Source organism: Pseudomonas sp. Irchel s3b6, from assembly GCF_900187415.1.
Lineage (GTDB): Bacteria > Pseudomonadota > Gammaproteobacteria > Pseudomonadales > Pseudomonadaceae > Aquipseudomonas.
In genome coordinates, this window is the sequence record NZ_FYDM01000010.1 from 136920 (window position 1) to 159280 (window position 22361).

The 22361-nt window shown below is 60.7% G+C and carries 22 protein-coding genes and 2 pseudogenes; 14 read left to right on the forward strand and 10 right to left on the reverse strand.

Annotation, left to right across the window (positions count from 1 at the left end; genetic code table 11):
- Position 1: 1 nt before the first annotated feature.
- On the forward strand, positions 2–646 hold the full coding sequence (gene pyrE / locus CKW07_RS17745; RefSeq protein ID WP_095081295.1) for an orotate phosphoribosyltransferase: 645 nt from the start codon (positions 2–4) through the stop codon (positions 644–646).
- A 175-nt stretch (positions 647–821) separates the two neighbouring features.
- On the opposite strand, the gene argB is transcribed toward pyrE, so the two are convergent.
- The 4 genes and pseudogenes from argB to coaBC all read right to left on the reverse strand — a co-directional run bounded on the left by argB (position 822) and on the right by coaBC (position 5098).
- Positions 822–1727: an acetylglutamate kinase gene (argB, locus tag CKW07_RS17750; RefSeq protein ID WP_095081999.1), complete on the reverse strand. Its 906-nt coding sequence runs from the start codon at positions 1725–1727 to the stop codon at positions 822–824.
- 39 nt (positions 1728–1766) lie between these two features.
- Positions 1767–3155 (reverse strand): annotated as a pseudogene (locus tag CKW07_RS17755) (phosphomannomutase/phosphoglucomutase); the annotation flags it as partial.
- 273 nt (positions 3156–3428) lie between these two features.
- Positions 3429–3884 carry a dUTP diphosphatase gene (dut, locus tag CKW07_RS17760; protein ID WP_095146311.1) on the reverse strand — a complete coding sequence of 152 codons (456 nt, stop codon included), beginning with the start codon at positions 3882–3884 and terminating at the stop codon, positions 3429–3431.
- Positions 3885–3889: 5 nt separating this feature from the next.
- Positions 3890–5098, reverse strand: a complete 1209-nt coding sequence (coaBC, locus tag CKW07_RS17765; RefSeq protein ID WP_095146312.1) for a bifunctional phosphopantothenoylcysteine decarboxylase/phosphopantothenate--cysteine ligase CoaBC — start codon at positions 5096–5098, stop codon at positions 3890–3892.
- A 135-nt stretch (positions 5099–5233) separates the two neighbouring features.
- On the opposite strand from coaBC, the gene radC reads away from it, so the two are divergent.
- Positions 5234–5908 carry a DNA repair protein RadC gene (gene radC / locus CKW07_RS17770; RefSeq protein ID WP_095146313.1) on the forward strand — a complete coding sequence of 225 codons (675 nt, stop codon included), beginning with the start codon at positions 5234–5236 and terminating at the stop codon, positions 5906–5908.
- Positions 5909–5986: 78 nt separating this feature from the next.
- On the opposite strand, the gene CKW07_RS17775 is transcribed toward radC, so the two are convergent.
- On the reverse strand, positions 5987–7576 hold the full coding sequence (locus tag CKW07_RS17775; RefSeq protein ID WP_095146314.1) for an ABC transporter substrate-binding protein: 1590 nt from the start codon (positions 7574–7576) through the stop codon (positions 5987–5989).
- 522 nt (positions 7577–8098) lie between these two features.
- On the opposite strand from CKW07_RS17775, the gene rpmB reads away from it, so the two are divergent.
- Complete coding sequence (gene rpmB / locus CKW07_RS17780) at positions 8099–8332, forward strand: 50S ribosomal protein L28 (RefSeq protein ID WP_007975166.1); 234 nt, start codon at positions 8099–8101, stop codon at positions 8330–8332.
- Between the two features lie 11 nt (positions 8333–8343).
- Positions 8344–8499 carry a 50S ribosomal protein L33 gene (gene rpmG / locus CKW07_RS17785; RefSeq protein ID WP_007894709.1) on the forward strand — a complete coding sequence of 52 codons (156 nt, stop codon included), beginning with the start codon at positions 8344–8346 and terminating at the stop codon, positions 8497–8499.
- A 73-nt stretch (positions 8500–8572) separates the two neighbouring features.
- On the opposite strand, the gene CKW07_RS17790 is transcribed toward rpmG, so the two are convergent.
- Positions 8573–8935, reverse strand: coding sequence for a cupin domain-containing protein (locus tag CKW07_RS17790; protein ID WP_095146315.1), 363 nt, complete (start codon positions 8933–8935; stop codon positions 8573–8575).
- A gap of 236 nt (positions 8936–9171) precedes the next feature.
- Here CKW07_RS17790 and CKW07_RS17795 point away from each other — a divergent pair, with 236 nt between their 5' ends.
- Both CKW07_RS17795 and CKW07_RS17805 read left to right on the forward strand, forming a co-directional pair.
- Entirely contained in the window at positions 9172–10665 is a 1494-nt protein-coding gene (locus CKW07_RS17795; RefSeq protein WP_095146316.1) for an aldehyde dehydrogenase, read from the forward strand.
- Positions 10666–10849: 184 nt separating this feature from the next.
- The gene (locus tag CKW07_RS17805) at positions 10850–11995 is read left to right on the forward strand and encodes an MFS transporter (protein ID WP_095146317.1); all 1146 of its coding nucleotides are present in this window, start codon (positions 10850–10852) and stop codon (positions 11993–11995) included.
- Here the strand turns inward: CKW07_RS17805 and CKW07_RS17810 are convergent.
- Together CKW07_RS17810 and CKW07_RS17815 are read right to left on the reverse strand one after the other, a co-directional pair.
- Positions 11992–13512: a phospholipase D family protein gene (locus tag CKW07_RS17810; RefSeq protein WP_095146326.1), complete on the reverse strand. Its 1521-nt coding sequence runs from the start codon at positions 13510–13512 to the stop codon at positions 11992–11994. The two genes, CKW07_RS17805 and CKW07_RS17810, sit on opposite strands and share 4 nt — an antisense overlap.
- A gap of 101 nt (positions 13513–13613) precedes the next feature.
- Complete coding sequence (locus CKW07_RS17815) at positions 13614–15047, reverse strand: PLP-dependent aminotransferase family protein (RefSeq protein WP_095146318.1); 1434 nt, start codon at positions 15045–15047, stop codon at positions 13614–13616.
- A 177-nt stretch (positions 15048–15224) separates the two neighbouring features.
- Here CKW07_RS17815 and CKW07_RS17820 point away from each other — a divergent pair, with 177 nt between their 5' ends.
- Positions 15225–15470 carry a DUF1127 domain-containing protein gene (locus CKW07_RS17820; RefSeq protein WP_095146319.1) on the forward strand — a complete coding sequence of 82 codons (246 nt, stop codon included), beginning with the start codon at positions 15225–15227 and terminating at the stop codon, positions 15468–15470.
- A gap of 51 nt (positions 15471–15521) precedes the next feature.
- On the opposite strand, the gene CKW07_RS17825 is transcribed toward CKW07_RS17820, so the two are convergent.
- The gene (locus CKW07_RS17825) at positions 15522–16832 is read right to left on the reverse strand and encodes an FAD-binding oxidoreductase (RefSeq protein WP_095146320.1); all 1311 of its coding nucleotides are present in this window, start codon (positions 16830–16832) and stop codon (positions 15522–15524) included.
- 151 nt (positions 16833–16983) lie between these two features.
- Here CKW07_RS17825 and CKW07_RS17830 point away from each other — a divergent pair, with 151 nt between their 5' ends.
- Positions 16984–17337, forward strand: coding sequence for a YkgJ family cysteine cluster protein (locus CKW07_RS17830; RefSeq protein ID WP_095081970.1), 354 nt, complete (start codon positions 16984–16986; stop codon positions 17335–17337).
- 48 nt (positions 17338–17385) lie between these two features.
- Here the strand turns inward: CKW07_RS17830 and CKW07_RS17835 are convergent, their stop codons facing one another.
- Positions 17386–17874, reverse strand: a complete 489-nt coding sequence (locus CKW07_RS17835; RefSeq protein ID WP_003177284.1) for an Lrp/AsnC ligand binding domain-containing protein — start codon at positions 17872–17874, stop codon at positions 17386–17388.
- Between the two features lie 156 nt (positions 17875–18030).
- Here CKW07_RS17835 and dadA point away from each other — a divergent pair, with 156 nt between their 5' ends.
- The 6 genes and pseudogenes from dadA to CKW07_RS17865 all read left to right on the forward strand — a co-directional run.
- A complete protein-coding gene (gene dadA / locus CKW07_RS17840; RefSeq protein ID WP_095146321.1) occupies positions 18031–19335 on the forward strand; it encodes a D-amino acid dehydrogenase in 1305 nt (434 codons plus the stop codon).
- Positions 19307–19660: a RidA family protein gene (locus CKW07_RS17845; protein WP_095081966.1), complete on the forward strand. Its 354-nt coding sequence runs from the start codon at positions 19307–19309 to the stop codon at positions 19658–19660. Before dadA ends, CKW07_RS17845 begins: the two co-directional genes overlap by 29 nt.
- An 88-nt stretch (positions 19661–19748) precedes the next feature.
- Positions 19749–20822: an alanine racemase gene (gene alr / locus CKW07_RS17850; protein ID WP_095146322.1), complete on the forward strand. Its 1074-nt coding sequence runs from the start codon at positions 19749–19751 to the stop codon at positions 20820–20822.
- A gap of 128 nt (positions 20823–20950) precedes the next feature.
- A complete protein-coding gene (locus CKW07_RS17855) occupies positions 20951–21499 on the forward strand; it encodes a cupin domain-containing protein (protein ID WP_019694258.1) in 549 nt (182 codons plus the stop codon).
- 182 nt (positions 21500–21681) lie between these two features.
- The gene (locus CKW07_RS17860; protein ID WP_095146323.1) at positions 21682–22095 is read left to right on the forward strand and encodes a cytochrome c5 family protein; all 414 of its coding nucleotides are present in this window, start codon (positions 21682–21684) and stop codon (positions 22093–22095) included.
- A 111-nt stretch (positions 22096–22206) separates the two neighbouring features.
- Positions 22207–22361, forward strand: a pseudogene (locus tag CKW07_RS17865) (IS110 family transposase); the annotation flags it as partial.

The window sequence follows — 22361 nt, forward strand, 5'->3', positions numbered from 1 at the left end:
TATGCAAGCGTATCAGCGCGATTTCATTCGTTTTGCCATCGATCGCGGCGTTTTGCGCTTCGGTGAGTTCACCCTGAAGTCCGGACGTACCAGCCCTTACTTCTTCAATGCCGGCCTGTTCAACTCAGGCAGTGCCTTGGCACAGCTGGGTCGTTTCTACGCGGCCGCCATCGCCGAGAGCGGTATTGCCTTCGACGTGCTGTTTGGCCCGGCGTACAAGGGCATCCCGTTGGCGGCGACCACCGCCGTGGCCCTGGCCGAGCACCATGACCGTGACCTGCCGTGGTGCTTCAACCGCAAGGAAGCCAAGGCCCACGGCGAAGGCGGCAGCCTGGTGGGCGCGCCGCTGACTGGCGACGTGCTGATCATCGACGACGTGATCACCGCGGGCACCGCAATCCGTGAAGTGATGCAGATCATCGCTTCCCAGGATGGCGCCAAGGCCGCCGGCGTGTTGATCGCCCTGAACCGCCAGGAGCGCGGCAATGGCGAGTTGTCGGCGATCCAGGAAGTGGAGCGCGACTTTGGTATTCCGGTCATCAGTATTGTTTCGCTGAATCAGGTCCTGGAATTCCTAGCCGATGATCCTCAGCTCAAGCAGCACTTGCCAGCAGTAGAAGCCTATCGCGCCCAGTTCGGCGTCTGATACACCTCCCTGTAGGAGCGGGCTTGCTCGCGATGGACGTCAGAGCGCCGCTTTTTGTCAGGCGCCCCGCGTTATCGTTGACGTTTTTCGCGAGCAAGCTCGCTCCTACAAGGACCGCAGGCAAAAAAAGACCCCGCTCAGCCAGGCTGAGCGGGGTCTTTTTTATGGGTGTTGCTTAAGGACGCTTGCGATTGCTGATCAGGGTGCCCACACCGGTGTCGGTGAAGATTTCCAGAAGGATCGCATTGGGTACCCGGCCGTCGATGATCAGCGAGCTGCCCACGCCGCCTTGCACCGCTTCCAGTGCGCAGCGGATCTTGGGCAGCATGCCGCCATAGATGGTGCCGTCGGCGATCAGCTCGTCGACCTGCTGGGTGGTCAGTCCGGTCAGGACTTGTCCGGACTTGTCCATCAGGCCGGCGATGTTGGTCAGCAGCATCAGCTTCTCGGCCTTCAGGGCTTCGGCGACCTTGCCGGCCACCAGGTCGGCGTTGATGTTGTACGATTCGCCGTTGGCGCCAACGCCGATCGGCGCGATCACCGGGATGAAGTCACCTTTGACCAGCAGGTTAAGCAAGTCGGTGTTGATGCCGACCACTTCGCCCACCTGCCCGATGTCGATGATTTCCGGTTGGGTCATCTCCGGCGTCTGGCGGGTGACGGTGAGCTTCTTGGCGCGAATCAGCTCGGCGTCCTTGCCGGTCAGGCCGATGGCGCTGCCGCCATGACGGTTGATCAGGTTGACGATGTCTTTGTTCACCTGGCCGCCGAGGACCATCTCCACCACATCCATGGTCTGTGCGTCCGTGACGCGCATGCCATCGATGAAATGACTCTCGATCGACAGTCGCTTGAGCAGGTCGCCGATTTGCGGACCGCCACCGTGAACCACCACCGGGTTGATGCCGACGGCTTTCATCATCACGATGTCGCGGGCAAAGCCGGTCTTCAGCTCCTCGCTTTCCATCGCGTTGCCGCCGTACTTGATCACCAGTGTCTTGCCGACGTAGCGGCGAATGTAAGGCAGCGCTTCGGACAGGACCTTGGCGGTGTTGGCGGCGGCTTCGCGTTCGAGGGTCATTCAGGGCTCCGGCACTTCAATAAAAGGCGCTTCAAAAAATCAAAATGGTAGTTGGAGGTCAGGTGCAACACGTTTCAACTGGGCGTGGAATACGTCCTTGATGCGCTGCAGTTCGGCGTCGTTGTCGGCCTCGAATCGCAGGACCAGCACCGGTGTGGTGTTGGAGGCGCGAACCAGGCCCCAACCTTTGGCATAGTCGACGCGCACACCGTCAATGGTGGTCAGGTCGGCACCTTCGCCCCATTGAGCGTCATGCAGTGCATCAATGATGCTGAATTTGCTCTCTTCGGTCACATGGATATTGATTTCCGGCGTGGAAATATCGTTCGGGAAGGTCTCGAACAGCTCCTGTGCGCTGGATTTCTCCTTGCTCAGGATCTCCAGCAGGCGCGCGGCGCTGTAGATACCGTCGTCGAAACCGAACCAGCGTTCCTTGAAGAAGATGTGCCCGCTCATTTCGCCGGCAAGCAGGGCGCCGCTTTGCTTCATTTTCTTTTTGATCAACGAATGACCGGTCTTCCACATCAGTGGGCGACCGCCATACTCCTTGATCAGCGGGATCAGGCGGCGGGTGCATTTGACGTCGAAGATGATCTCCGCGTCCGGGTTGCGTGCCACGACGTCCTTGGCGAACAGCATCAGCAGGCGGTCCGGGAAGACAATGTCGCCGGTGTTGGTGATGACGCCGACACGATCACCGTCGCCGTCGAACGCCAGGCCCAGATCGGCGTTGGTTTCCTTGACCTTGGCGATCAGGTCCACCAGGTTCTCAGGTTTGCCCGGATCCGGATGGTGATTCGGGAAATTGCCGTCGACTTCGCAGAACAGCGGGATGACTTCGCAGTTCAGGGCTTCGATCAGTTGAGGGGCGATAACGCCGGCTGCGCCGTTCCCGCAATCGACCACTACTTTCAGGCGACGAGCGAGCTTGATGTCCTGGACGATTTCAGTGGTGTAACGATCAAGGATTTCGACCTGGGTGATGCTGCCCTGACCGCTGGTCAGGTTGTTGGTTTTCAGGCGCTCATGCAGGGCCTGAATCTGTTCGTTGGCCAGTGTGTCGCCCGCGATGACGATTTTAAAACCGTTGTAGTCCGATGGGTTGTGGCTACCGGTGAGCATTACGCCGGATTTGCCGGCCAGTACGTTGGCGGCGTAGTAGAGCGCCGGTGTTGGTACCAGGCCGACGTCGCTGACGTGGCACCCGCTATCTGCCAGGCCCTGGATCAGTTGCTCGACAAGCTCCGGACCCGACAGGCGACCGTCGCGGCCGACGCTGATGTTCGGCTCACCCTGGGCCAGGGTCTGGGCGCCAATGGCGCGACCGATCCAGTAGGCGGTTTCAGCGGTCAGGGTGTGCGGGACCACGCCACGGATATCGTAGGCGCGAAAGATGCTGTCGGGGAACGTGGGGGCGATGCGGGTTGCGTTGTTCATACTGGGATAGCTCCAACTCAAAGGTTGCTGGACGGGCCGGCGAGCAGTTCGGCGGCGGGTTCAAACTGAAGGGTATGACGACGTTTGGGGCAGAGAGTTCGTGCTGTGCAAATGCCATACAGGGTGGCTTGTTGCTTGAAACGTCGTCTAAGGCCTTGATATCGCTCGTTAAATCGTTCAGTTGCCGTCAGCGCAATGTTCATCCTGAAATGCAAAGCAAAGTGCCGAGACCGGGCAGGAGCGCCGGTCTCGGCGCGGGTGTTATCAGTGGCTGCCGGAATGACCGAAACCACCTGCTCCACGCTGGGTTTCGTCGAACTCTTCAACCAGTTCGAAGTGCGCCTGCACCACCGGCACCAGCACCAACTGGGCCAGGCGTTCACCGACCACGATGTTGAAGTCGGTCTGGCCACGGTTCCAGCACGACACCATCAGCGGGCCCTGGTAATCGGAATCGATCAGGCCGACCAGATTACCCAGCACGATGCCGTGTTTGTGGCCCAGGCCAGAGCGCGGCAGGATCAGCGCGGCCAAGCCCGGATCGCCGATGTACACCGACAGACCAGTGGGGATCAGCAGGGTTTCGCCCGGCTTGATGACGGTGTCCTGCTCCAGCATGGCCCGCAGGTCAAGGCCGGCGGAGCCTGGGGTGGCGTACTGGGGCAGCGGGAATTCGCTGCCGATGCGTGGGTCGAGGATCTTGGCTTGCAAAGCGTGCATACGAGTTAAACCTGGTTCAGACGTTCGGCGATAAAAGTGATCAGCTGGCGGGCAATCTTGCCTTTGCTGGTCTGGGCGAAAAGGGTGGCGTGCAACTCACGATCGATCACGCTGCAGGCGTTTTCCTCGCTGTTGAAGCCAATGCTCGGGTTGGCGACGTCGTTGGCAACGATCAGATCAAGGTTCTTGTCCTTGAGCTTGCGTGCGGCGTAGTCGAGCAAGTGTTCGGTTTCGGCGGCGAAGCCGACACTGAACGGGCGGTCAGGGCGAGTGGCAATGGTGGCCAGAATGTCTGGATTGCGCACCATTTGCAGCACAAAGCCGTCACCGGTCGTAGGATCTTTCTTGAGTTTTTGTGGCGCGACGACTTCCGGGCGGTAGTCAGCAACCGCAGCGGATGCGATGAACAGGTCGCAGGGGATCGCGGCCTCGCAGGCGGCCAGCATGTCGCGGGCGCTGACCACGTCGATGCGGGTAACGCGATCCGGTGTCGGCAGGTGCACGGGGCCTGTGATCAAGGTCACGCGGGCGCCGGCTTCAACCGCGGCTTCGGCCAGGGCAAAGCCCATTTTTCCGGAGCTGTGGTTGGTGATGTAGCGTACCGGGTCGATGTTTTCCTGGGTCGGGCCAGCGGTGATCAGCACGTGTTTGCCAGTCAGCGCCAAGTGCTGGAAGCAATCGGCGGCGCACTGCGCCAGGTCATCGGCCTCCATCATGCGGCCCATGCCGACGTCGCCGCAGGCCTGGCTGCCGGAGGCCGGGCCGAAGACCTTGAAGCCTCGGCTTTCGAGCAGTTGGGTGTTGGCCTGGGTTGCTGGATCACGCCACATGCCCTGGTTCATGGCGGGCGCCAGCGCCACGGTGGCATCGGTGGCCAGTACCAAGGTGGTCAACAGGTCATTGGCGATGCCTTGGGCCAGGCGCGCGATCACGTCGGCGGTGGCTGGGGCAATCAGCACCAGGTCGGCCCATTTGGCCAGCTCGATGTGGCCCATGGCGGCTTCGGCCGCGGGGTCCAGCAGGTCCAGGTGTACCGGGTGCCCGGAGAGGGCCTGCATGGTCAGCGGGGTGATGAACTCGCTGCCGCCTCGGGTCATGACCACCCGCACTTCCGCGCCCTGGTCGATCAGGCGACGAACCAGCTCGGCGCTCTTGTAGGCAGCAATGCCGCCGCCGACGCCCAGAACGATGCGTTTCCGATACAGCCGCTGCATAGGTCTGCCTTTCAATTCGTTGGTGACATACGTGGCGAAACCCCCTCCCCAGGGTGAAATCGCCCGCAAAAAAGATGGGCTACGATATCACAGCGACCGCTACGGAACAGCGGCGCCCACACACATGGAGGTGCTATGAGCATTCGTGACTGGCCGGCGGCGGAGCGGCCGCGGGAGAAGCTTCTGGAGCAGGGTTCGGCGAGTCTTTCGGATGCCGAACTGCTGGCCATCTTTCTACGCACCGGGGTCGCCGGGAAAAGCGCGGTGGACCTGGCGCGGCACCTGCTGCAGCAATTCGGTGGCCTGCGTACGTTGCTGGAGGCGGACCAGCAAACGTTCGGTCGCCAGCTCGGGCTGGGGCCGGCGAAGTTTGCCCAGTTGCAGGCGGTCCTGGAAATGGCGCGACGACATTTGGCGGAGCATCTGCGGCGTGATTCGGTGCTCAAAAGCCCGATCGAGGTACGCAACTACCTCAAGGCCATGCTGCGGCATGAGCCTCATGAGGTGTTTGGCTGCCTGTTTCTTGATTCCAAGCACCGGGTCCTGGCATTCGAGACACTGTTTCGCGGTTCGATCGACACCACCAGTGTCCATCCGCGGCAGGTGGTCAAGCGCGCGCTGGCGCACAATGCTGCCGCTGTGATCCTGTGCCACAACCATCCGTCAGGGCATGTCGAGCCGAGCCAAGCTGACAGGGTGCTGACCAAGCTCCTGCAGGAGGTGCTGGGGATGATCGATGTGCGGGTGCTCGATCACTTCATTGTGGGCGATGGGGACCCACTGTCGATGGCCGAATATGGGTGGATGTGAAACAGCAGTTGCAAGTTACAAGCTACAAGCGGCAAGCCAGAGCAGCATGCGTACTGCTTTGAGCTTGCCGCGTGCCGCTTATGGCTTGAAGCTGATCTTCGAATAATCCTGGCGTCCGAACGGGCTGACCTGATAGCCCTGAACGTCCTTGCGCGTCAGCGCGAAGGCGGTCGGGTGGGCCAGCGGCAGCCACAGGGCCTGTTGCTGGATCTGCGCCTGGGCTTGCTCGTAGAGCTTGCTGCGCACGCCTTGTTCGGTGGTGGTCTTGCCGGCGTTGATCAGCTTGTCCAGGCCCTGGTCGCAGTAGCGAGCGAAGTTGGTTCCGGACTTGACGGCCGCGCAGGAGAACTGCGGCGTGAGGAAGTTATCCGGGTCGCCATTGTCGCCAGCCCAGCCCATGAACAGCAGGTCGTGTTCGCCGGCCTTGGCGCGGCGAATCAGCTCGCCCCATTCAATCACCCGGATTTCCGCCTGAATGCCTATTTCCGCAAGGTCAGCCTGCAACAACTGGGCGCCAAGGCTTGGGTTGGGGTTGAGCAGGCTGCCGGACGGACGCGTCCAGATGGTCGTTTTGAACCCGTTCTTGAGACCGGCCTTGGCCATCAGCGAGCGAGCCTTGGCCAGGTCTTTCGGATAGCCTGGCAGGTCCTTGGCGTAGCTCCATGTGTTAGGCGGGTAGGGGCCGTTGGCGGCTTGCGCGGTGTCTTCGAACACGGCTTTGAGGTAGCTGGCCTTGTCGAAGGCCAGGTTGATCGCCTGGCGCACTTCGGGCTTGTCCAGAGGCGGATGCTGGCTGTTGATGGCCACGAATGCCGTCATGAAGGCGGGTGTACTCTCGACCTTGAGGCTCGGCTCCTGGGCGGTGGCCTGTACATCCAGGGGCTTGGGCGACAGGGCGATCTGGCATTCATTGCGCCGTAGCTTCTGCAGCCGCACGTTGGCGTCCGGGGTGATGGCGAATACCAGGGTGTCTACCCCGGGCTTGCCAGCAAAGTAGTCGCGGTTGGCTTTGTAGCGAATCGACGCGTCTTTCTGGAATCTCCCGAAAATGAACGGGCCAGTGCCAATGGGCTGGCTGTTGAGTTTCTCGGGCGTGCCGGCCTTGAGCAGTTGATCGGCATACTCCGCGGGGTAGATCGAGGCAAAGCCCATGCTCAGCGTGGCGAGGAACGTCGAGTCGGGGTGGTCCAGGGTGAAGCGCACGGTCAGCGGGTCCAGCGCGTCGATTTTCTTGATCAGCGCCGGCAGTTGCATCGATTGGGCATGGGGGAAGCCGCTTTGGGCGATGGAGTGCCATGGGTTGGCCGGATCCAGCATGCGCTCAAAACTGAATTTCACGTCTCCCGCCGTCAGGTCGCGGCTCGGGCTGAAGTAGTCGGTGCGGTGGAATTTCACCTGGGGGTGCAATTTGAAGACGTAGGACAGGCCGTCGGCCGATACTTCCCAGCTGTCCGCCAGGCTGGGGACCACTTTGCCGCTGGCTGTGTCGAAGTCCACCAGGCGATTCATCAGCACATCCGCCGAGGCGTTGGTAGTGGTCAGCGAGTTGTATTGAACGACATCGAACCCCTCCGGGCTGGCCTCCGTGCAGACGCTCAGGGTGGCAGCCTGGGCCAGCGGGCTCAGCAAGAGTGGGGCGAGCAACAGCGGTAGGGCAGCGAGGCGCATGTGTGGATTCCTGTGCAGATCGAAGGCCCATCTGCGAGTGCAGTCTGGAAAAGGCTTACCCTAGTGACCTCGCCTGCAAATGACTATCCCCTTTTGCATTTTGTGGCAGGTTGGCGGGTGCTTTTGTTTGGCGGGGAGGGGGGCGGCAGGCGTTTTTTTTTCGGGAATTTGCCTTGGGCGGCGCTCCGCGGAGGACGAATCCGGGTAAAGTGACCGGGGCCTGGTGTCCGTGTTGGCACGCAAGTCGACGCTCGGCGACGAGCGGTTGCTGGCATTGATAGCCTTTGTCCAAGGCATCTGGCGCCCGGAATTCGGGGTTTTTGAAAAGTCTCTTCACACCGATAGTTGTTGCTACCGGGTCTTTCTGGTATAAAGCAGCGCTCTTTTCTAGGGGCCCGGTTCCTTCACTGTAGGTGTAGCCGGTAAGACCCTTAAAGAAACGCGGCGCCTGGCGCCAAATGACTGAGAGATTAAGCGGCCAACCCATGCCGGGTTGGGCATGTGGTTTTAGAGGGCTGAGGCATGTCTAGAGTCTGTCAAGTTACCGGTAAGGGTCCGGTGACTGGGAATAACATTTCCCACGCAAACAACAAAACCCGTCGTCGTTTCCTGCCGAACCTGCAGCATCACCGCTTCTGGGTTGAAGAAGAGAAACGTTTTGTGCGTCTGCGCGTATCTGCCAAAGGCATGCGTATCATCGACAAGCGTGGCATCACTGTCGTGCTGGCCGAACTTCGCCGCGATGGCAAGGTTTAAGGGAGCTAATCATGCGTGAATTGATTCGTTTGATTTCGAGCGCCGGTACTGGTCACTTCTACACTACCGACAAAAACAAGCGTACTACTCCGGACAAAATCGAGATCAAGAAATTTGATCCGGTTGTTCGCAAGCACGTGATCTACAAAGAAGGCAAAATCAAGTAATTGATTTTTCTCTCTTAAGAAAAAGGCCCGTATCGCGAGATACGGGCCTTTTTCGTTGTGGCTTGAAAAGGCCTCAGGCCTTTTGTTCGAACGCCACGTAGATCTTGCGGCACGTCTCCAGCACCTCCCAGGTGCCTTTGAATCCGGCCGGAATGACGAAGCGATCGCCGGTGCGCAGGGTCTTGGCGTTGCCGTCGCTGTCGCGCAGTACCGAAACGCCCTGCACGATTTCGCAGTATTCGTGTTCGGTGAAGTTCACGGTCCACTGCCCGACTTCGCCTTCCCAGACGCCGGCGTTAAGCTGGCCACAGGGGCTGTTGTAGTGGTTGTAGACGGTTTGCTCCGGGTCGCCCTTGAGCACTTTGGCTGCCTCCGGGCGATAGCGTTCGGCGGCGGTGGTGGCCTGGCTGAAGTCGACGATGTCCTGGATGCTCATTGTTGTAATCCCCCGTGATTGCGACGCGAGTGGTTGAAAAGCCCCGAGTCTATGTTTATTAAAATGAACATCGCAAGGCCGTTTGCCAGCCTTGTGTCAAATATATTGAAACTAGAGGCGTGGCTGGTTTAGGGTGGTGGGTGCCTAGGGCCGATTTGAAGGCTGGCCGGGCCCATTTCCTGACAGTGCCTGCGTAGCCGCGTGGCGCTCGTATTCAATAAGAGGAGGACACTCGTATGACCACCCTGACTCGTGCCGACTGGGAACAACGTGCCCGCGACCTGAACATTGAAGGCCGCGCCTATATCAATGGCGAATACACCCATGCGGTCTCCGGCGAGACCTTCGAGTGCATCAGCCCGGTCGATGGCCGCCTGCTGGGCAAGATCGCCAGCTGCGACGCCGCCGACGCCCAGCGCGCCGTGGAAAACGCCCGCGCCACCTTCAATTCAGGTGTCTGGTCGCGCCTGGCCCCAGCCAAGCGCAAATCCACCATGATCCGTTTCGCTGGCCTGCTCAAGCAGCATGCCGAAGAGCTGGCGTTGCTTGAAACCCTGGACATGGGCAAGCCGATCAGCGACTCCCTGTACATCGACGTTCCGGGCGCGGCTCAGGCGCTGAGCTGGAGCGGCGAAGCCATCGACAAGATCTACGACGAAGTGGCGGCGACCCCTCACGACCAACTGGGTCTGGTGACCCGTGAGCCGGTGGGTGTGGTCAGCGCAATCGTGCCGTGGAATTTCCCGCTGATGATGGCCTGTTGGAAGCTGGGCCCGGCGTTGTCCACCGGTAACTCGGTGATCCTCAAGCCGTCCGAAAAATCTCCGCTGACCGCCATCCGTATTGCAGCGTTGGCCGTTGAAGCCGGTATCCCGAAAGGCGTGCTGAACGTACTGCCAGGGTACGGTCACACGGTTGGCAAGGCACTGGCCCTGCACATGGACGTCGACACCCTGGTGTTCACTGGCTCGACCAAGATCGCCAAGCAGTTGATGATCTACTCTGGCGAATCGAACATGAAGCGCGTTTGGCTCGAAGCCGGCGGCAAGAGCCCGAACATCGTGTTCGCCGATGCGCCGGACCTGCAAGCGGCGGCTGAATCCGCTGCCAGTGCCATTGCATTCAACCAGGGCGAGGTCTGCACGGCCGGCTCCCGTCTCCTGGTGGAACGCTCGATCAAGGACCGCTTCCTGCCACTGGTGATCGAGGCCCTGAAAGCCTGGAAACCGGGCAACCCGCTGGATCCGGTCACCAACGTCGGTGCGCTGGTCGATACCCAGCAAATGAACACCGTGCTGTCCTATATCGAAGCGGGTCACGCCGATGGCGCCAAGTTGGTTGCGGGCGGCAAGCGCATCCTTCAGGAGACCGGTGGCACGTACGTTGAGCCAACGATTTTCGACGGTGTGAGCAACGCGATGAAGATCGCTCAGGAAGAGATCTTCGGCCCGGTGCTGTCGGTGATTACCTTCGACAGCGCCGAAGAAGCGGTTCAGATCGCCAACGATACGCCTTATGGTCTGGCTGCCGCAGTGTGGACCCAGGACATTTCCAAGGCGCACCTGACGGCCAAGGCGCTGCGTGCCGGTAGCGTGTGGATCAACCAGTACGATGGTGGCGACATGACCGCCCCCTTTGGTGGCTTCAAGCAGTCGGGCAACGGCCGTGACAAGTCGCTGCACGCATTCGACAAGTACACCGAGCTGAAGGCGACCTGGATCAAGCTGTAAGCCTTTCAGGGAGCCTGTTCTGAGCCAGGCTCCCTGAACGACGCAGTTCCCCTGTGGGAGCGAGTTTGCTCGCGATAGCGGTATGACAGTCGACGTCAGTGTTGAATGTTGCACCCCCATCGCGAGCAGGCTCGCTCCCGCATTGATTTGTGCTGTGCATAAAATATCCACAGGAGCGTGGAAAATGCGTTGGGCGACTTATTTCGCCGTGTTGGCGTCTGTCCTGAGTGTCGGCCTGGCCCTGGGTGTCAGCATGCCGCTGGTGTCGTTGCGCCTTGAAAGCTGGGGTTACGGCTCATTTGCTATCGGTGTGATGGCGGCGATGCCGGCGATTGGCGTGCTGCTCGGTGCCAAGGTGTCCAGCCACCTGGCGGCGCGCCTGGGGACGGCGAATCTGATGCGTCTGTGCCTGTGGGCTGGGGCGGTGTCCATCGGTTTGCTGGCGTTGATGCCTAGTTACCCGGTGTGGCTGGTGTTGCGGCTGATGATAGGAGTCATCCTGACCATCGTATTCATCCTCGGCGAGAGCTGGATCAACCAGTTGGTGGTGGAGCAGTGGCGTGGTCGATTGGTGGCGCTGTACGGCAGCAGTTATGCCTTGAGCCAACTGTCCGGGCCAGTCTTGCTGGGCATGCTGGGCACGGAGAACGATTTCGGGTTCTGGGTGGGCGTTGCCTTGCTGGTGGTGTCGCCGCTGTTGCTGCTGGGGCGTAGCGGGGCGCCCAGCAGCGAAGCCTGCAGTGTCACGTTCAGCGACCTGCTGGGTTTCTGCCGTGGCTTGCCGGCGATTGCCTGGGCGGTGTCGTTGTTCGCGGCCTTCGAGGCGATGATTCTGACCTTGTTGCCGGTGTACTGCCTGCGACAGGGATTCACCGCTGAAATCGCCTTGGCGATGGTCAGCACCGTGGTGGTCGGCGATGCCTTGTTGCAGTTACCCATCGGCGCGTTGGCGGATCGGGTATCCCGGCGCACATTGTTTGCCGGCTGTGCGGTGATTCTGTTGCTGTCGAGCCTGGCGATCCCGCTATTGATCGACACCTTGCTGATCTGGCCGTTGTGGGTGCTGTTTGGGGCCAGTGCCGGTGGCTTGTTCACTCTGTCGCTGATTCTGATCGGCGAACGTTATCGCGATGATGCGTTGGTGCGAGCCAACGCCCACATCGCGCAACTGTGGGGGATCGGCTGCCTGATCGGTCCGCTCGCAGCGGGCGCCGGCAGCCAATGGATCAGTGGGCACGCCTTGCCGTGGCTGATGGCGGCGGGGGCGTTCGGGTTGATCGTCCTGTTGTTGCGCCAGGGGGCTTTTGGTGAGGTGGTCGAGCCGGCCTAGAGCATGCGCTCCAGGCCAACGGTGTTGCTGAACCAGGCATTGAAACGCCGCCACCAGTTCCCCGGCTCGCGGGTCAGGGTGTGCAACTGGCCATTGTCTTCGGTCACCCATACCACCTGACCGTTCTCCAGCCGGGCCTGATAACTCAGGGCCGGCGCCATGCCCTGCAAGGCCAGTTCGCGTACACGCTCGGCGAGTTCCGGGCTGTCCACCAGCACGCCGACTTCGGTATTCCAGAGCACCGAGCGTGGATCGAAGTTGAACGAACCGATGAACGATTTCTGCCGGTCAAAGACGATTGCCTTGCTGTGCAGGCTGGAGTCGGAGCCAGGGTAAGAGGCACTGCGGAAAAACTCTGGACCGCTGCCATCACCGTCATCGGGTTGTCGGCGCAGTTCGAACAGCTGCACGTCGTGCTCCAGCAACGCCTTGCGGTAGGGCGCGTAGCCGCCGTGTACCGCTGGCACATCGGTCGCTTCCAGCGAGTTGGTCAACAAGCTCACCGATACCCCGGCATCGGCGCGGCCTGTCAGGTAGACCAGCCCGGGAGGGCCGGGGACGAAATAGGCCGAGATCATCACCAGCTCTTTGCTGGCCCCTTGCAGTTCGGGCGCCAGCTGGGTGGTCAGCAACAGTTGCGGGTCCGGTTCGCCCTTGGCCAGTACCTTGCTCGGCGCGTCCCATAACGCCTGGTTCCAGGCCCAGGTCAACTCGGTTCGCCAGGCGTCCAGGCGCGGGTCTGTCTGGTAGGTCTTCAGTTGCTGGTACAGCGAATGGTTCTGTCGGCGGCTTTCGTCCAGGGATGCCTGCAGTCTTGAGCGGGTGTCGGCCAGGTCCTTGGCGGTGGGCTTGTTGGCGACAAACCCGTCGATGGGTTTGCTCAGGGCGCTGTTCCAGTACTGGTCGAAGCTGTGCCCCAGTTGTTCGGCGACCGGTCCGATGCCCAGCAGGTCGATGTCGGTGAAATTCAGGTTGGGCTTGGCATCGAAGTACTCGTCACCCAGGTTGCGGCCGCCGACGATGGCGGCGCTGTTGTCCGCCAGCCACAGCTTGTTGTGCATGCGTCGGTGTTGCAGCGACAGGTTGAACAGCCGGCCCATGGTTCGCGTTACCCCGGTGCTGCGGCCCAAATGCAACGGATTGAACAGGCGAATCTGTATTTTCGGGTGAGCGGCCAGTGTGGCGATGGTCTGGTCCAGGCCGTCGCTGGTGGTGTCGTCGAGCAGAACACGAATACGCACGCCACGATCAGCCGCCTTGAGTAACTCGTTCACCAGCAGTCGTGTGCTGATGCCGTCGTGGACGATGTAGTACTGCAGGTCGAGGCTACGCTGGGCCTGGCGGATCAGTTCGGCGCGTGCGCTGAAGGCTTCGCCGCTGTCCGACAGCAGGCGGAAACCGGAGCGCCCTTGATACGCGGCTGCCTGGGCCTGGATCGAGCGGCCAAACGAGGACTCGCTCGCTGGCAATGCCTGGCTCGGCTCGCGTGCCACGTCGAGCGAGGCGCAGCCACTCATCAGCGTGAGGAGCAACACAAGGAGCAGGACAGGTCTGGGGCGCAAGTCGGTTGTTCCTGCAAAAGGGCCAGGCCCGGAGTATGGCACGGCTTGCGCAGTACTCAGACGTCCGCGCCGGGGCTCTCGGCCAGCAACTTGATTGCTGCAGCCCCGACCTTGCGCACCGCCTCTTCAATCTGCGGCGTAGGCTTGGCCGAGTAGTTCATGCGCAGGCAATTGCGGTACTTGCCCGAGGCGGAAAAGATACTGCCCACGGCAATCTGTACGCCCTGCTCGAGGAGTGCGCGATTGAGCTTCAGGGTGTCGAAGCCTTCAGGTAGTTCGACCCACAGCATAAAACTACCTTGCGGACGGCTGGCGCGGGTGCCGGACGGGAAGTAGCGGCTGACCCAATCAAGCATCAGGTCGCGATTGCGTTGGTATTGGGCGCGCATCCGCCGCAAATGAGGTTCGAAGTGACCGCCTTTCAAGAATTCAGCAATGGCGATCTGGGGTTGTGCCGCAGTCGAGCCGGTGCTGATGTATTTCATGTGCAGCACCCGTTCCAGGTACCGGCCTGGTGCGACCCAGCCGATGCGCAGCCCGGGCGCCAGGGTCTTGGAGAACGAACTGCAGAGCAAGACGCGGCCGTCTTCGTCGAACGACTTGATGGTGCGTGGTCGCGGGTAGGTGTAGGCCAGCTCGCCATACACATCGTCTTCGATGATGGCCACGTCAAACCGCTGTGCGAGCGTCAACAACGCGCGTTTTCGCGACTCCGGCATGATGTAGCCCAAAGGGTTGTTGCAGTTGGGGGTCAACTGTATGGCCTTGATCGGCCATTGTTCCAAGGCCAGTTCCAGCGCATCGAGACTGATCCCGGTAAGCGGGTCGGTGGGAATCTCCAGGGCTTTCATGCCCAGTCCCTTGAGTGTCTGCATGGCACCGTGAAAGCTTGGCGAGTCCACGGCGACGATGTCCCCCGGTTCGCAGATGGCGCGAATGCTGGTGGAGAGCGCTTCGTGGCAGCCGGTGGTGACCACCAGGTCGCTGGCGCTCAATTGGCTGCCGGAGTCGAGCATCAGGCGTGCGATCTGCTCACGCAACTCCAGTGTGCCGTAGATGTTGTCGTAATACAGGCCAGGCATGTCTTGCCGTCGGCTGATCCGGGCCAGGCTGCGCAGCAGGGGCTTGATGGTTGGCGTGGTGATGTCCGGCATGCCACGGCCCAGTTGCACGACGTCCTTGCGTGGCACGGCGCGGATCAGTTCCAGCACCAGGTCCCACTGGGAAATGTCGACCGGGCGTTGGGCCGGGCGACCAACCACCGGCAACTCCGGCAGCTCGCGCCCGACCGGGACGAAGTAGCCGGATTTCGGTTTCGGTCGCGCCAGCCCGCTGTCTTCCAGCACCCGGTAAGCCTGCTGCACCGTGCTCAGGCTGACCCCGTGCTCAACACTCAATGCCCGCACCGACGGCAGTCGGTCACCGGGGCGATAGAAGCCCTGTTCGATGCGTGTGCCGAGCAATTCGGCGAGGTTGACGTAAAGCGTCATGGTGCAGCCTCGGTGAAGAGATACGGGGATCAGTACAGATGGGTCAAAAATACAGGATTCAGTCGCTAAAACAGAAAATCTGTATGGAGGTAATACATATTCATTGAATCTGTAATGGTTTTGCCTGCCCGCGCATCATGGAATCTCTGGCTACCCAAGTAAACAGGAGCATTGAAAATGAACGGCTTGAGCGATGTGCGGCTGACGTTACACAGTCAGGAACTGGCGGCAGGACAGGAGCAGGGCATGCGTGAGGCCCGCGCCCGCAATGCGCCGTCCTGTCTGGGGCGCTGGGGCCTGTTCTGGCATCGTCTGCACACGCGCAAGGTGTTGCTGGAGCTCTCGGCGCAGCAGTTGCGCGATGTGGGCTTGAGCCGTGAACAGGCGCGGGCGGAGGGGTTGAAGCCGTTCTGGCGGTTGTAAGTGTTGCCGTGTGTGATCGTTCCCGCGTGCGTGGGAACGACCAAATCAGCATCAGACCAGCTCTTTAAGCCGGTGCCACAACATCCCCAGCGCCAACAGCGGCGAGCGAAAGTGCTTGCCGCCGGGGAAGGTGATATGTGGCACCTTGGCGAACAGGTCAAACCCTCCGCCCTGCTGGCCACTGATGGCTTCGGCCAGCAGCTTGCCGGCCAGGTGGGTGGCGTTGACGCCATGGCCTGAGTACGCCTGGGCGTAATACACATTCGGCTGGTCTTTGAGCCGGCCTATCTGCGGCAGGCGGTTGGCACCGATGCCGATCATCCCGCCCCACTGATAATCGATCTTTACCCCACCCAGTTGCGGGAACACCTCAAGCATTTTCGGCCGCATATAAGCGCCGATGTCCGAAGGGTCGCGGCCTGAATAGTGGCAGGCCCCGCCAAACAGCAAGCGCCGATCAGCTGAGAGTCGGTAGTAGTCCAGCGCCACGCGCTGGTCACAGACCGCCATGTTCTGCGGCAGCAGGGCATGCGCCTGGGCTTCGCTCAAGGGTTCGGTGGCAATGATGTAGCTGCCGGCGGGCAGCACTTTGCCGCTGAGTTCCGGGTTCAGATCATTGAGGTAGGCGTTGCAGCCCAGCACCAGCGTCTTGGCGCGCACCGCCCCTTGTGCCGTGTGGACCTGGACCTCATTGCCATAGTCGATGCGGGTCACGGCCGAGTGTTCGAACAGTTTCACCCCCAGTTGCTGCGCCGCTGCCGCTTCACCCAGGGCCAGGTTCAGCGGGTGCAGGTGTCCGGAGCCCATGTCGATCAAGCCGCCGACATAGCGGTCGGAGCCGACCACACTGTGCATTTCATGGGCTTGCAGCAGTCGGGTCTCATAGCGATAGCCGAGGCTACGCAGTTCGGCCGCGTCCTCGGCAAAGCCTTCAAGGTCTCGCGGTTTATTGGCCAGGTCGCAGTAACCCCAGGTCAGGTCGCAGGCAATCTGAAACTGTTCGACCCGCCGACGGACGATCTCCACCGCTTCCAGGCCCATGAGTTTCATCTGGCGAACGCCGTCTGCGCCGATCACGTCAGTGAATTGGTCCAGGCCATGGCCGACGCCGCGAATCAGCTGCCCGCCGTTGCGTCCGCTGGCCCCCCAGCCGATCTTGTGGGCCTCGAGCAGCACCACGCTGAGGCCGCGTTCGGCCAGCTCGATGGCGGTGTTCAGACCGGAAAAACCGCCGCCTACCACGCACACGTCAGCCAACAACTGGCCCTGGAGCACTGGGTGATCAGGCTGCGGCAGGCTGCTGGCGGCGTAATAGGAGGCGGTGTGGTTGCTCGGAACAGGTTGCTGAACGCGGGCGTGCATGGGGGTGATCCTGAGTTTTCGGTGTTGAGTAAATTTTACGGAGCATAAGCCGGACCTTTCGGCGCGGGCAACACTGGTCGGCCAGTGCTGTCTGGTGTCAGGCTTTTAGGGCAAAATTGCGCCCCGTTCACTTTCTCCGGTATTCATTTCGATGAGCTGCAACCGCCAGACCGTTCGCACACTCCGGCAGCAGATCCCTTCGTTCGAGTGCGTCCCCGGTTGCCACGACTGCTGTGGGCCGGTGACGACTTCGCCGGAAGAAATGTCCCGCCTGCCGCGCAAGACCCGCGCCGAGCAGGATGCGGCGATGGATGAATTGAACTGCGTGCACCTGGGGCCCGACGGCTGCACCGTGTACGAAGAGCGGCCACTGATCTGTCGCCTGTTCGGTACCACGCCCACCTTGCCATGCCCCAATGGTCGCGGCCCCGTGGAGTTGATTCATCCACGGGTCGAGAAACAGATTCACGCGTACATGGCCAGCACCCGGCAGGTTCTCGTGTGATGTGCTCGCTCCCACGCTCTGCGTGGGAGCGAGCATATGCAGCTTGGTTCAATCCGGAATCGGCAAGCTCAAGCTCTCTTTCACTTCTTCCATCACGATATAGCTCTTGGATTCGCGCACGTGGGGCAGCTTGAGCAGGATGTCGCCCAACAGTTTGCGGTACGAAGCCATTTCGGAAATCCGCGCCTTCACCAGGTAGTCGAAATCCCCTGAGACCAGGTGGCATTCCAGCACATGGGGCAGTTTCAGCACCGCGCGTCGGAACTCTTCAAAGGTATCGCCGGATTTGTAGTCGAGGCTGATTTCGACGAACACCAGCAGGCTACCCTTAAGGTGCTGCGGGTTGAGCCGGGCGTTGTAGCCCATGATGATCCCTTCGCGCTCCAGGCGGCGCACCCGCTCCGTGCAGGGCGTGGTCGACAGTCCGACCTTTTCCCCGAGTTCCGTGAACGAGATTCGCCCATCGGCTTGCAGGATGCGCAGGATGTTCCGGTCGATCTTGTCCAGCTCACGTTTGGTCTGAGTGTTGGTCCGCATAGGGGATGCGCCTCCGTCAAAAGCTATTTTGCCGAGAATTGTCGCCAAATATAGGCACTTATATAGTGAAAAGCACTGGCAAATGTTTTTTAAACTGCGCTCATCATTGCTTGCACACAACAAACGTCGGCGACAAGCCGCGATGAGGGATAAAAAATGCGCGTTCTGGTCTTGGGTAGCGGCGTTATCGGTACCGCCAGTGCCTACTATCTGGCTCGGGCCGGCTTTGAAGTGACGGTTGTGGATCGTCAACCGGCCGCTGCCATGGAAACCAGTTTCGCCAACGCCGGGCAGGTCTCGCCGGGCTACGCATCGCCATGGGCTGCGCCGGGTGTGCCGCTCAAGGCCATCAAATGGCTGTTGCAGCGCCACGCACCGCTGGCGATCAAGGCCACCGCCGATATCGACCAATACCTCTGGATGGCGCAGATGCTGCGCAACTGCACCGCCAGCCGTTATGCCGTGAACAAGGAGCGCATGGTCCGCCTGTCCGAGTACAGCCGTGACTGCCTCGACGAATTGCGCGCGGAAACCGGTATTGCCTATGAAGGCCGCAGCCTGGGCACGACCCAACTGTTCCGCACCCAGGCACAGCTCGATGGCGCCGCTAAAGACATCGCTGTGCTCAAGGAGTCCGGCGTTCCCTTCGAGCTGCTCGACCGCGCCGGCATTGCCCGCGTCGAACCGGCCCTGGCCAGCGTGACCGACATTCTCGCCGGCGCCCTGCGTCTGCCGAACGACCAGACCGGCGACTGCCAGATCTTCACCACGCGCCTGGCTGAAATGGCCATGCAACTGGGTGTGGAGTTCCGTTTCGGCCAGGACATTCAACGCCTCGACTACGCCGGCGACCGGATCAATGGCGTGATGATCGACGGCAAGCTGGAAACCGCGGACCGTTATGTCCTGGCGCTCGGCAGTTACTCGCCGCAGTTGCTCAAGCCGCTGGGCATCAAGGCTCCGGTTTATCCGCTCAAGGGTTACTCGCTGACCGTGCCGATCACCAACCCGGCGATGGCCCCGACTTCGACCATCCTCGACGAGACCTACAAGGTCGCGATCACCCGTTTCGACAACCGTATTCGTGTGGGCGGCATGGCTGAAATAGCCGGTTTTGACCTGTCGCTGAACCCGCGTCGACGCGAAACGCTGGAGATGATCGTCAACGATCTTTATCCTCAGGGCGGCGACCTGGCCCAGGCCAGTTTCTGGACCGGATTGCGTCCAACCACGCCGGACGGTACGCCGATTGTCGGTGCCACCCCGTTCAAGAACCTGTTCCTGAACACGGGTCACGGCACGCTCGGCTGGACCATGGCGTGTGGCTCCGGCCGCTTGCTGGCTGACCTGATGGCGAAGAAAAAGCCGCAGATCAGCGCTGAAGGCCTCGATATTTCCCGTTATGGCAGCACCCCTCAGGAGTCCGCAAAACATGGCAATCCAGCGCCAGCTCACCAATGAGCGTTTGAGCCAGATCGTGGTTCACAGCGGCACCGTGTATCTGGCAGGGCAGGTCGGGGACGATATGAGCGCCGGGATTGAACAGCAGACTCGCGAAACCCTTGCCAACATCGAGCGTTTGCTGGACCTGGCGGGTACCGACAAGACCCGGTTGTTATCGGTGACGATTTACCTGAAAGACATTGATGCTGATTTCCAGGGCATGAACAGTGTCTGGGACACTTGGCTGCCGAAGAACGTTGCGCCAGCACGGGCAACCGTTGAAGCCAAACTGTGCGAACCGGAAATTCTGGTCGAGCTGTCGGTCGTGGCCGCTCTGCCTTGAACGATCCCTCTCCCGGTGCTATTGGTGGTTCACGCCGCCAGTCAGCGCCGGTTTTTTTCCTCTCGAGACCGCCTAGAAGTCTGCCGCCATGCGTCCTGCCCGTGCCCTGATCGATCTTCAAGCCCTGCGTCATAACTATCAACTGGCCCGCGAACTCACGGGGGCTCGTGCCCTCGCAGTGATCAAGGCCGATGCCTACGGCCATGGTGCGGTGCGCTGTGCCCAGGCCCTGGAGGCCGAGGCGGACGGTTTTGCCGTTGCCTGTATCGAAGAAGCCCTGGAGCTGCGTGCCGCCGGCATTCGCGCGCCGGTGTTGCTGCTCGAAGGCTTTTTCGAAGCCGATGAGCTGTCGCTGATCGTCGAGCATGATTTCTGGTGCGTGGTGCATTCGCTCTGGCAACTCGAGGCGATCGAGAAAGCCGCCTTGCGCCAGCCAATCACGGTCTGGCTCAAGCTGGACTCGGGGATGCACCGGGTCGGCCTGCATCCGGCGGATTATCAGGCGGCGTATCAGCGCCTGCTGGCCAGCGGCAAGGTGTCGAAGATTGTGCTGATGAGCCACTTCGCGCGTGCGGATGAGCTCAACAGCAGCAGCGCTGCAGAGCAGGTCGCGGTGTTTGAAGCTGCGCGCCAGGGGTTGTCGGCGCAGGTCAGCTTGCGCAATTCGCCCGCCGTGCTCGGCTGGCCGCAGGTGCCGAGCGATTGGGTGCGCCCGGGCATCATGCTCTATGGCGCGACACCCTTCGAGGAGGCCAATCCGGTTGCCGCACGTTTGCAGCCTGTGATGACCCTCGAATCGAAAGTCATCAGCGTGCGCGAACTGCCCGCTGGCGAGCCCGTGGGCTATGGCGCTCGATTCATCACCCAGAAGCCGATGCGCATCGGCGTGGTCGCGATGGGGTATGCCGACGGTTATCCGCGTCAGGCGCCTACCGGTACGCCCGTGTTGGTGGCCGGGCAGCGCAGTCAGTTGTTGGGCCGGGTGTCGATGGACATGCTCTGCATCGATTTGACCGATGTACCCCAGGCGGGCCTCGGTTCGACGGTCGAGTTGTGGGGTAAAAACATCCTGGCCAGTGATGTGGCGATGGCCGCCGACACCATCCCTTACCAGATATTCTGCAATCTGCGTCGCGTGCCACGGCTCTATAGCGGGGACTGACGGGGCGCGGGGCTGACCGGAAGTCGCTTTGCCGAACAGGACTCAGGCTCAAGTGTTGTAAATACTGAACGCTGTCGCCATGATAACGTTCACTATCCACACAATCTGAATCCTGGGAGGCTAATGCATTGGACGTCGGTGAACGACTGCAATCGATCCGTAAACTGAAAGGTCTTTCCCAGCGTGAGCTCGCCAAGCGTGCGGGTGTCACCAACAGCACCATTTCGATGATCGAGAAAAACAGCGTCAGCCCCTCCATCAGTTCACTGAGGAAGGTGCTTGGCGGTATTCCCATGTCCATGGTCGAGTTCTTTTCTGAAGAGATTCTTCAGGAAAAGCCGACTCAGATTGTCTACAAGGCCAACGAGCTGATTGATATCTCCGATGGTGCCGTGACCATGAAACTGGTCGGCAAGGCCCATCCGAGTCGCGCTATCGCCTTCCTCAACGAGATCTACCCACCCGGTGCCGACACCGGTGAAGAGATGCTCACCCACGAGGGCGAAGAAACCGGAATCCTGCTCGAAGGACGGCTGGAACTGGTGGTCGGACTGGAGACTTTTGTACTGGAAGCTGGCGACAGCTACTATTTTGAAAGCACCAAGCCACACCGTTTCCGCAATCCGTTTGATGCGCCGGCGCGACTAATCAGCGCAGCCACACCCGCGAATTTTTAAGAAAAGAGGCGCCCGCCGAGGTTTTGCGAGCCGCCCGAGCCGTTTTTCGTCATTACTTAATACCCCTTGGACTTTAGGGTTGTTTCAGTGTGGCGGGCTAACCGTTATACTTGCGCCCGCCTGCGAAACCGTGGCCGTGGGCGTGACTAGCCACCATTGAGGGTGTACGCGTGAACCTAATTATGAAAATGCTGGCCGCACCAGCAACCGTATTGGCCCTTTGGGCAGTCAGCGCTCAAGCTGCGACTACCGACGATATTGCTAAACGCCTTGAACCAGTCGGCCAGGTCTGTGTGCAAGGTCAAGAGTGCAAAGGGATGGAAGTCGCTGCTTCGGCAGGCGGCGGTGGAGCGAAAACGCCGGACGAGATCATTGCCAAGCACTGCAATGCTTGCCACGGCTCGGGTCTGCTGGGCGCACCGAAAATCGGTGATACCGCTGCCTGGAAAGCACGTGCCGATCACCAGGGCGGCCTTGACGGCATCCTGGCAAAAGCGATTACCGGCATCAACGCAATGCCCCCTAAAGGCACCTGCGCAGATTGCTCCGACGCTGATCTGAAAGGCGCTATCCAGAAGATGTCCGGCTTGAAGTAAGCCTCATCTTCAGCGAAAAAGCCGCTTTCGAGCGGCTTAATGAGATGGTCACCCCCACACCCTGCGAGGGCTACGCTTTCGCAGGGTGTTTTGTTTTCGGAGGCCATCATCATGAGTGAGTCAGCGCTGATCGGTATCTATCTCGGTAAACACAGTTTTCACCTGCACGGCCAAGACACTGCGGGCCGAGAGGTGTTTCACAAGAAGCTCACGCGAGCACAGATGATGCATTTTTTCGGCAACCTGCCGAGCTGCGTCGTAGTGAT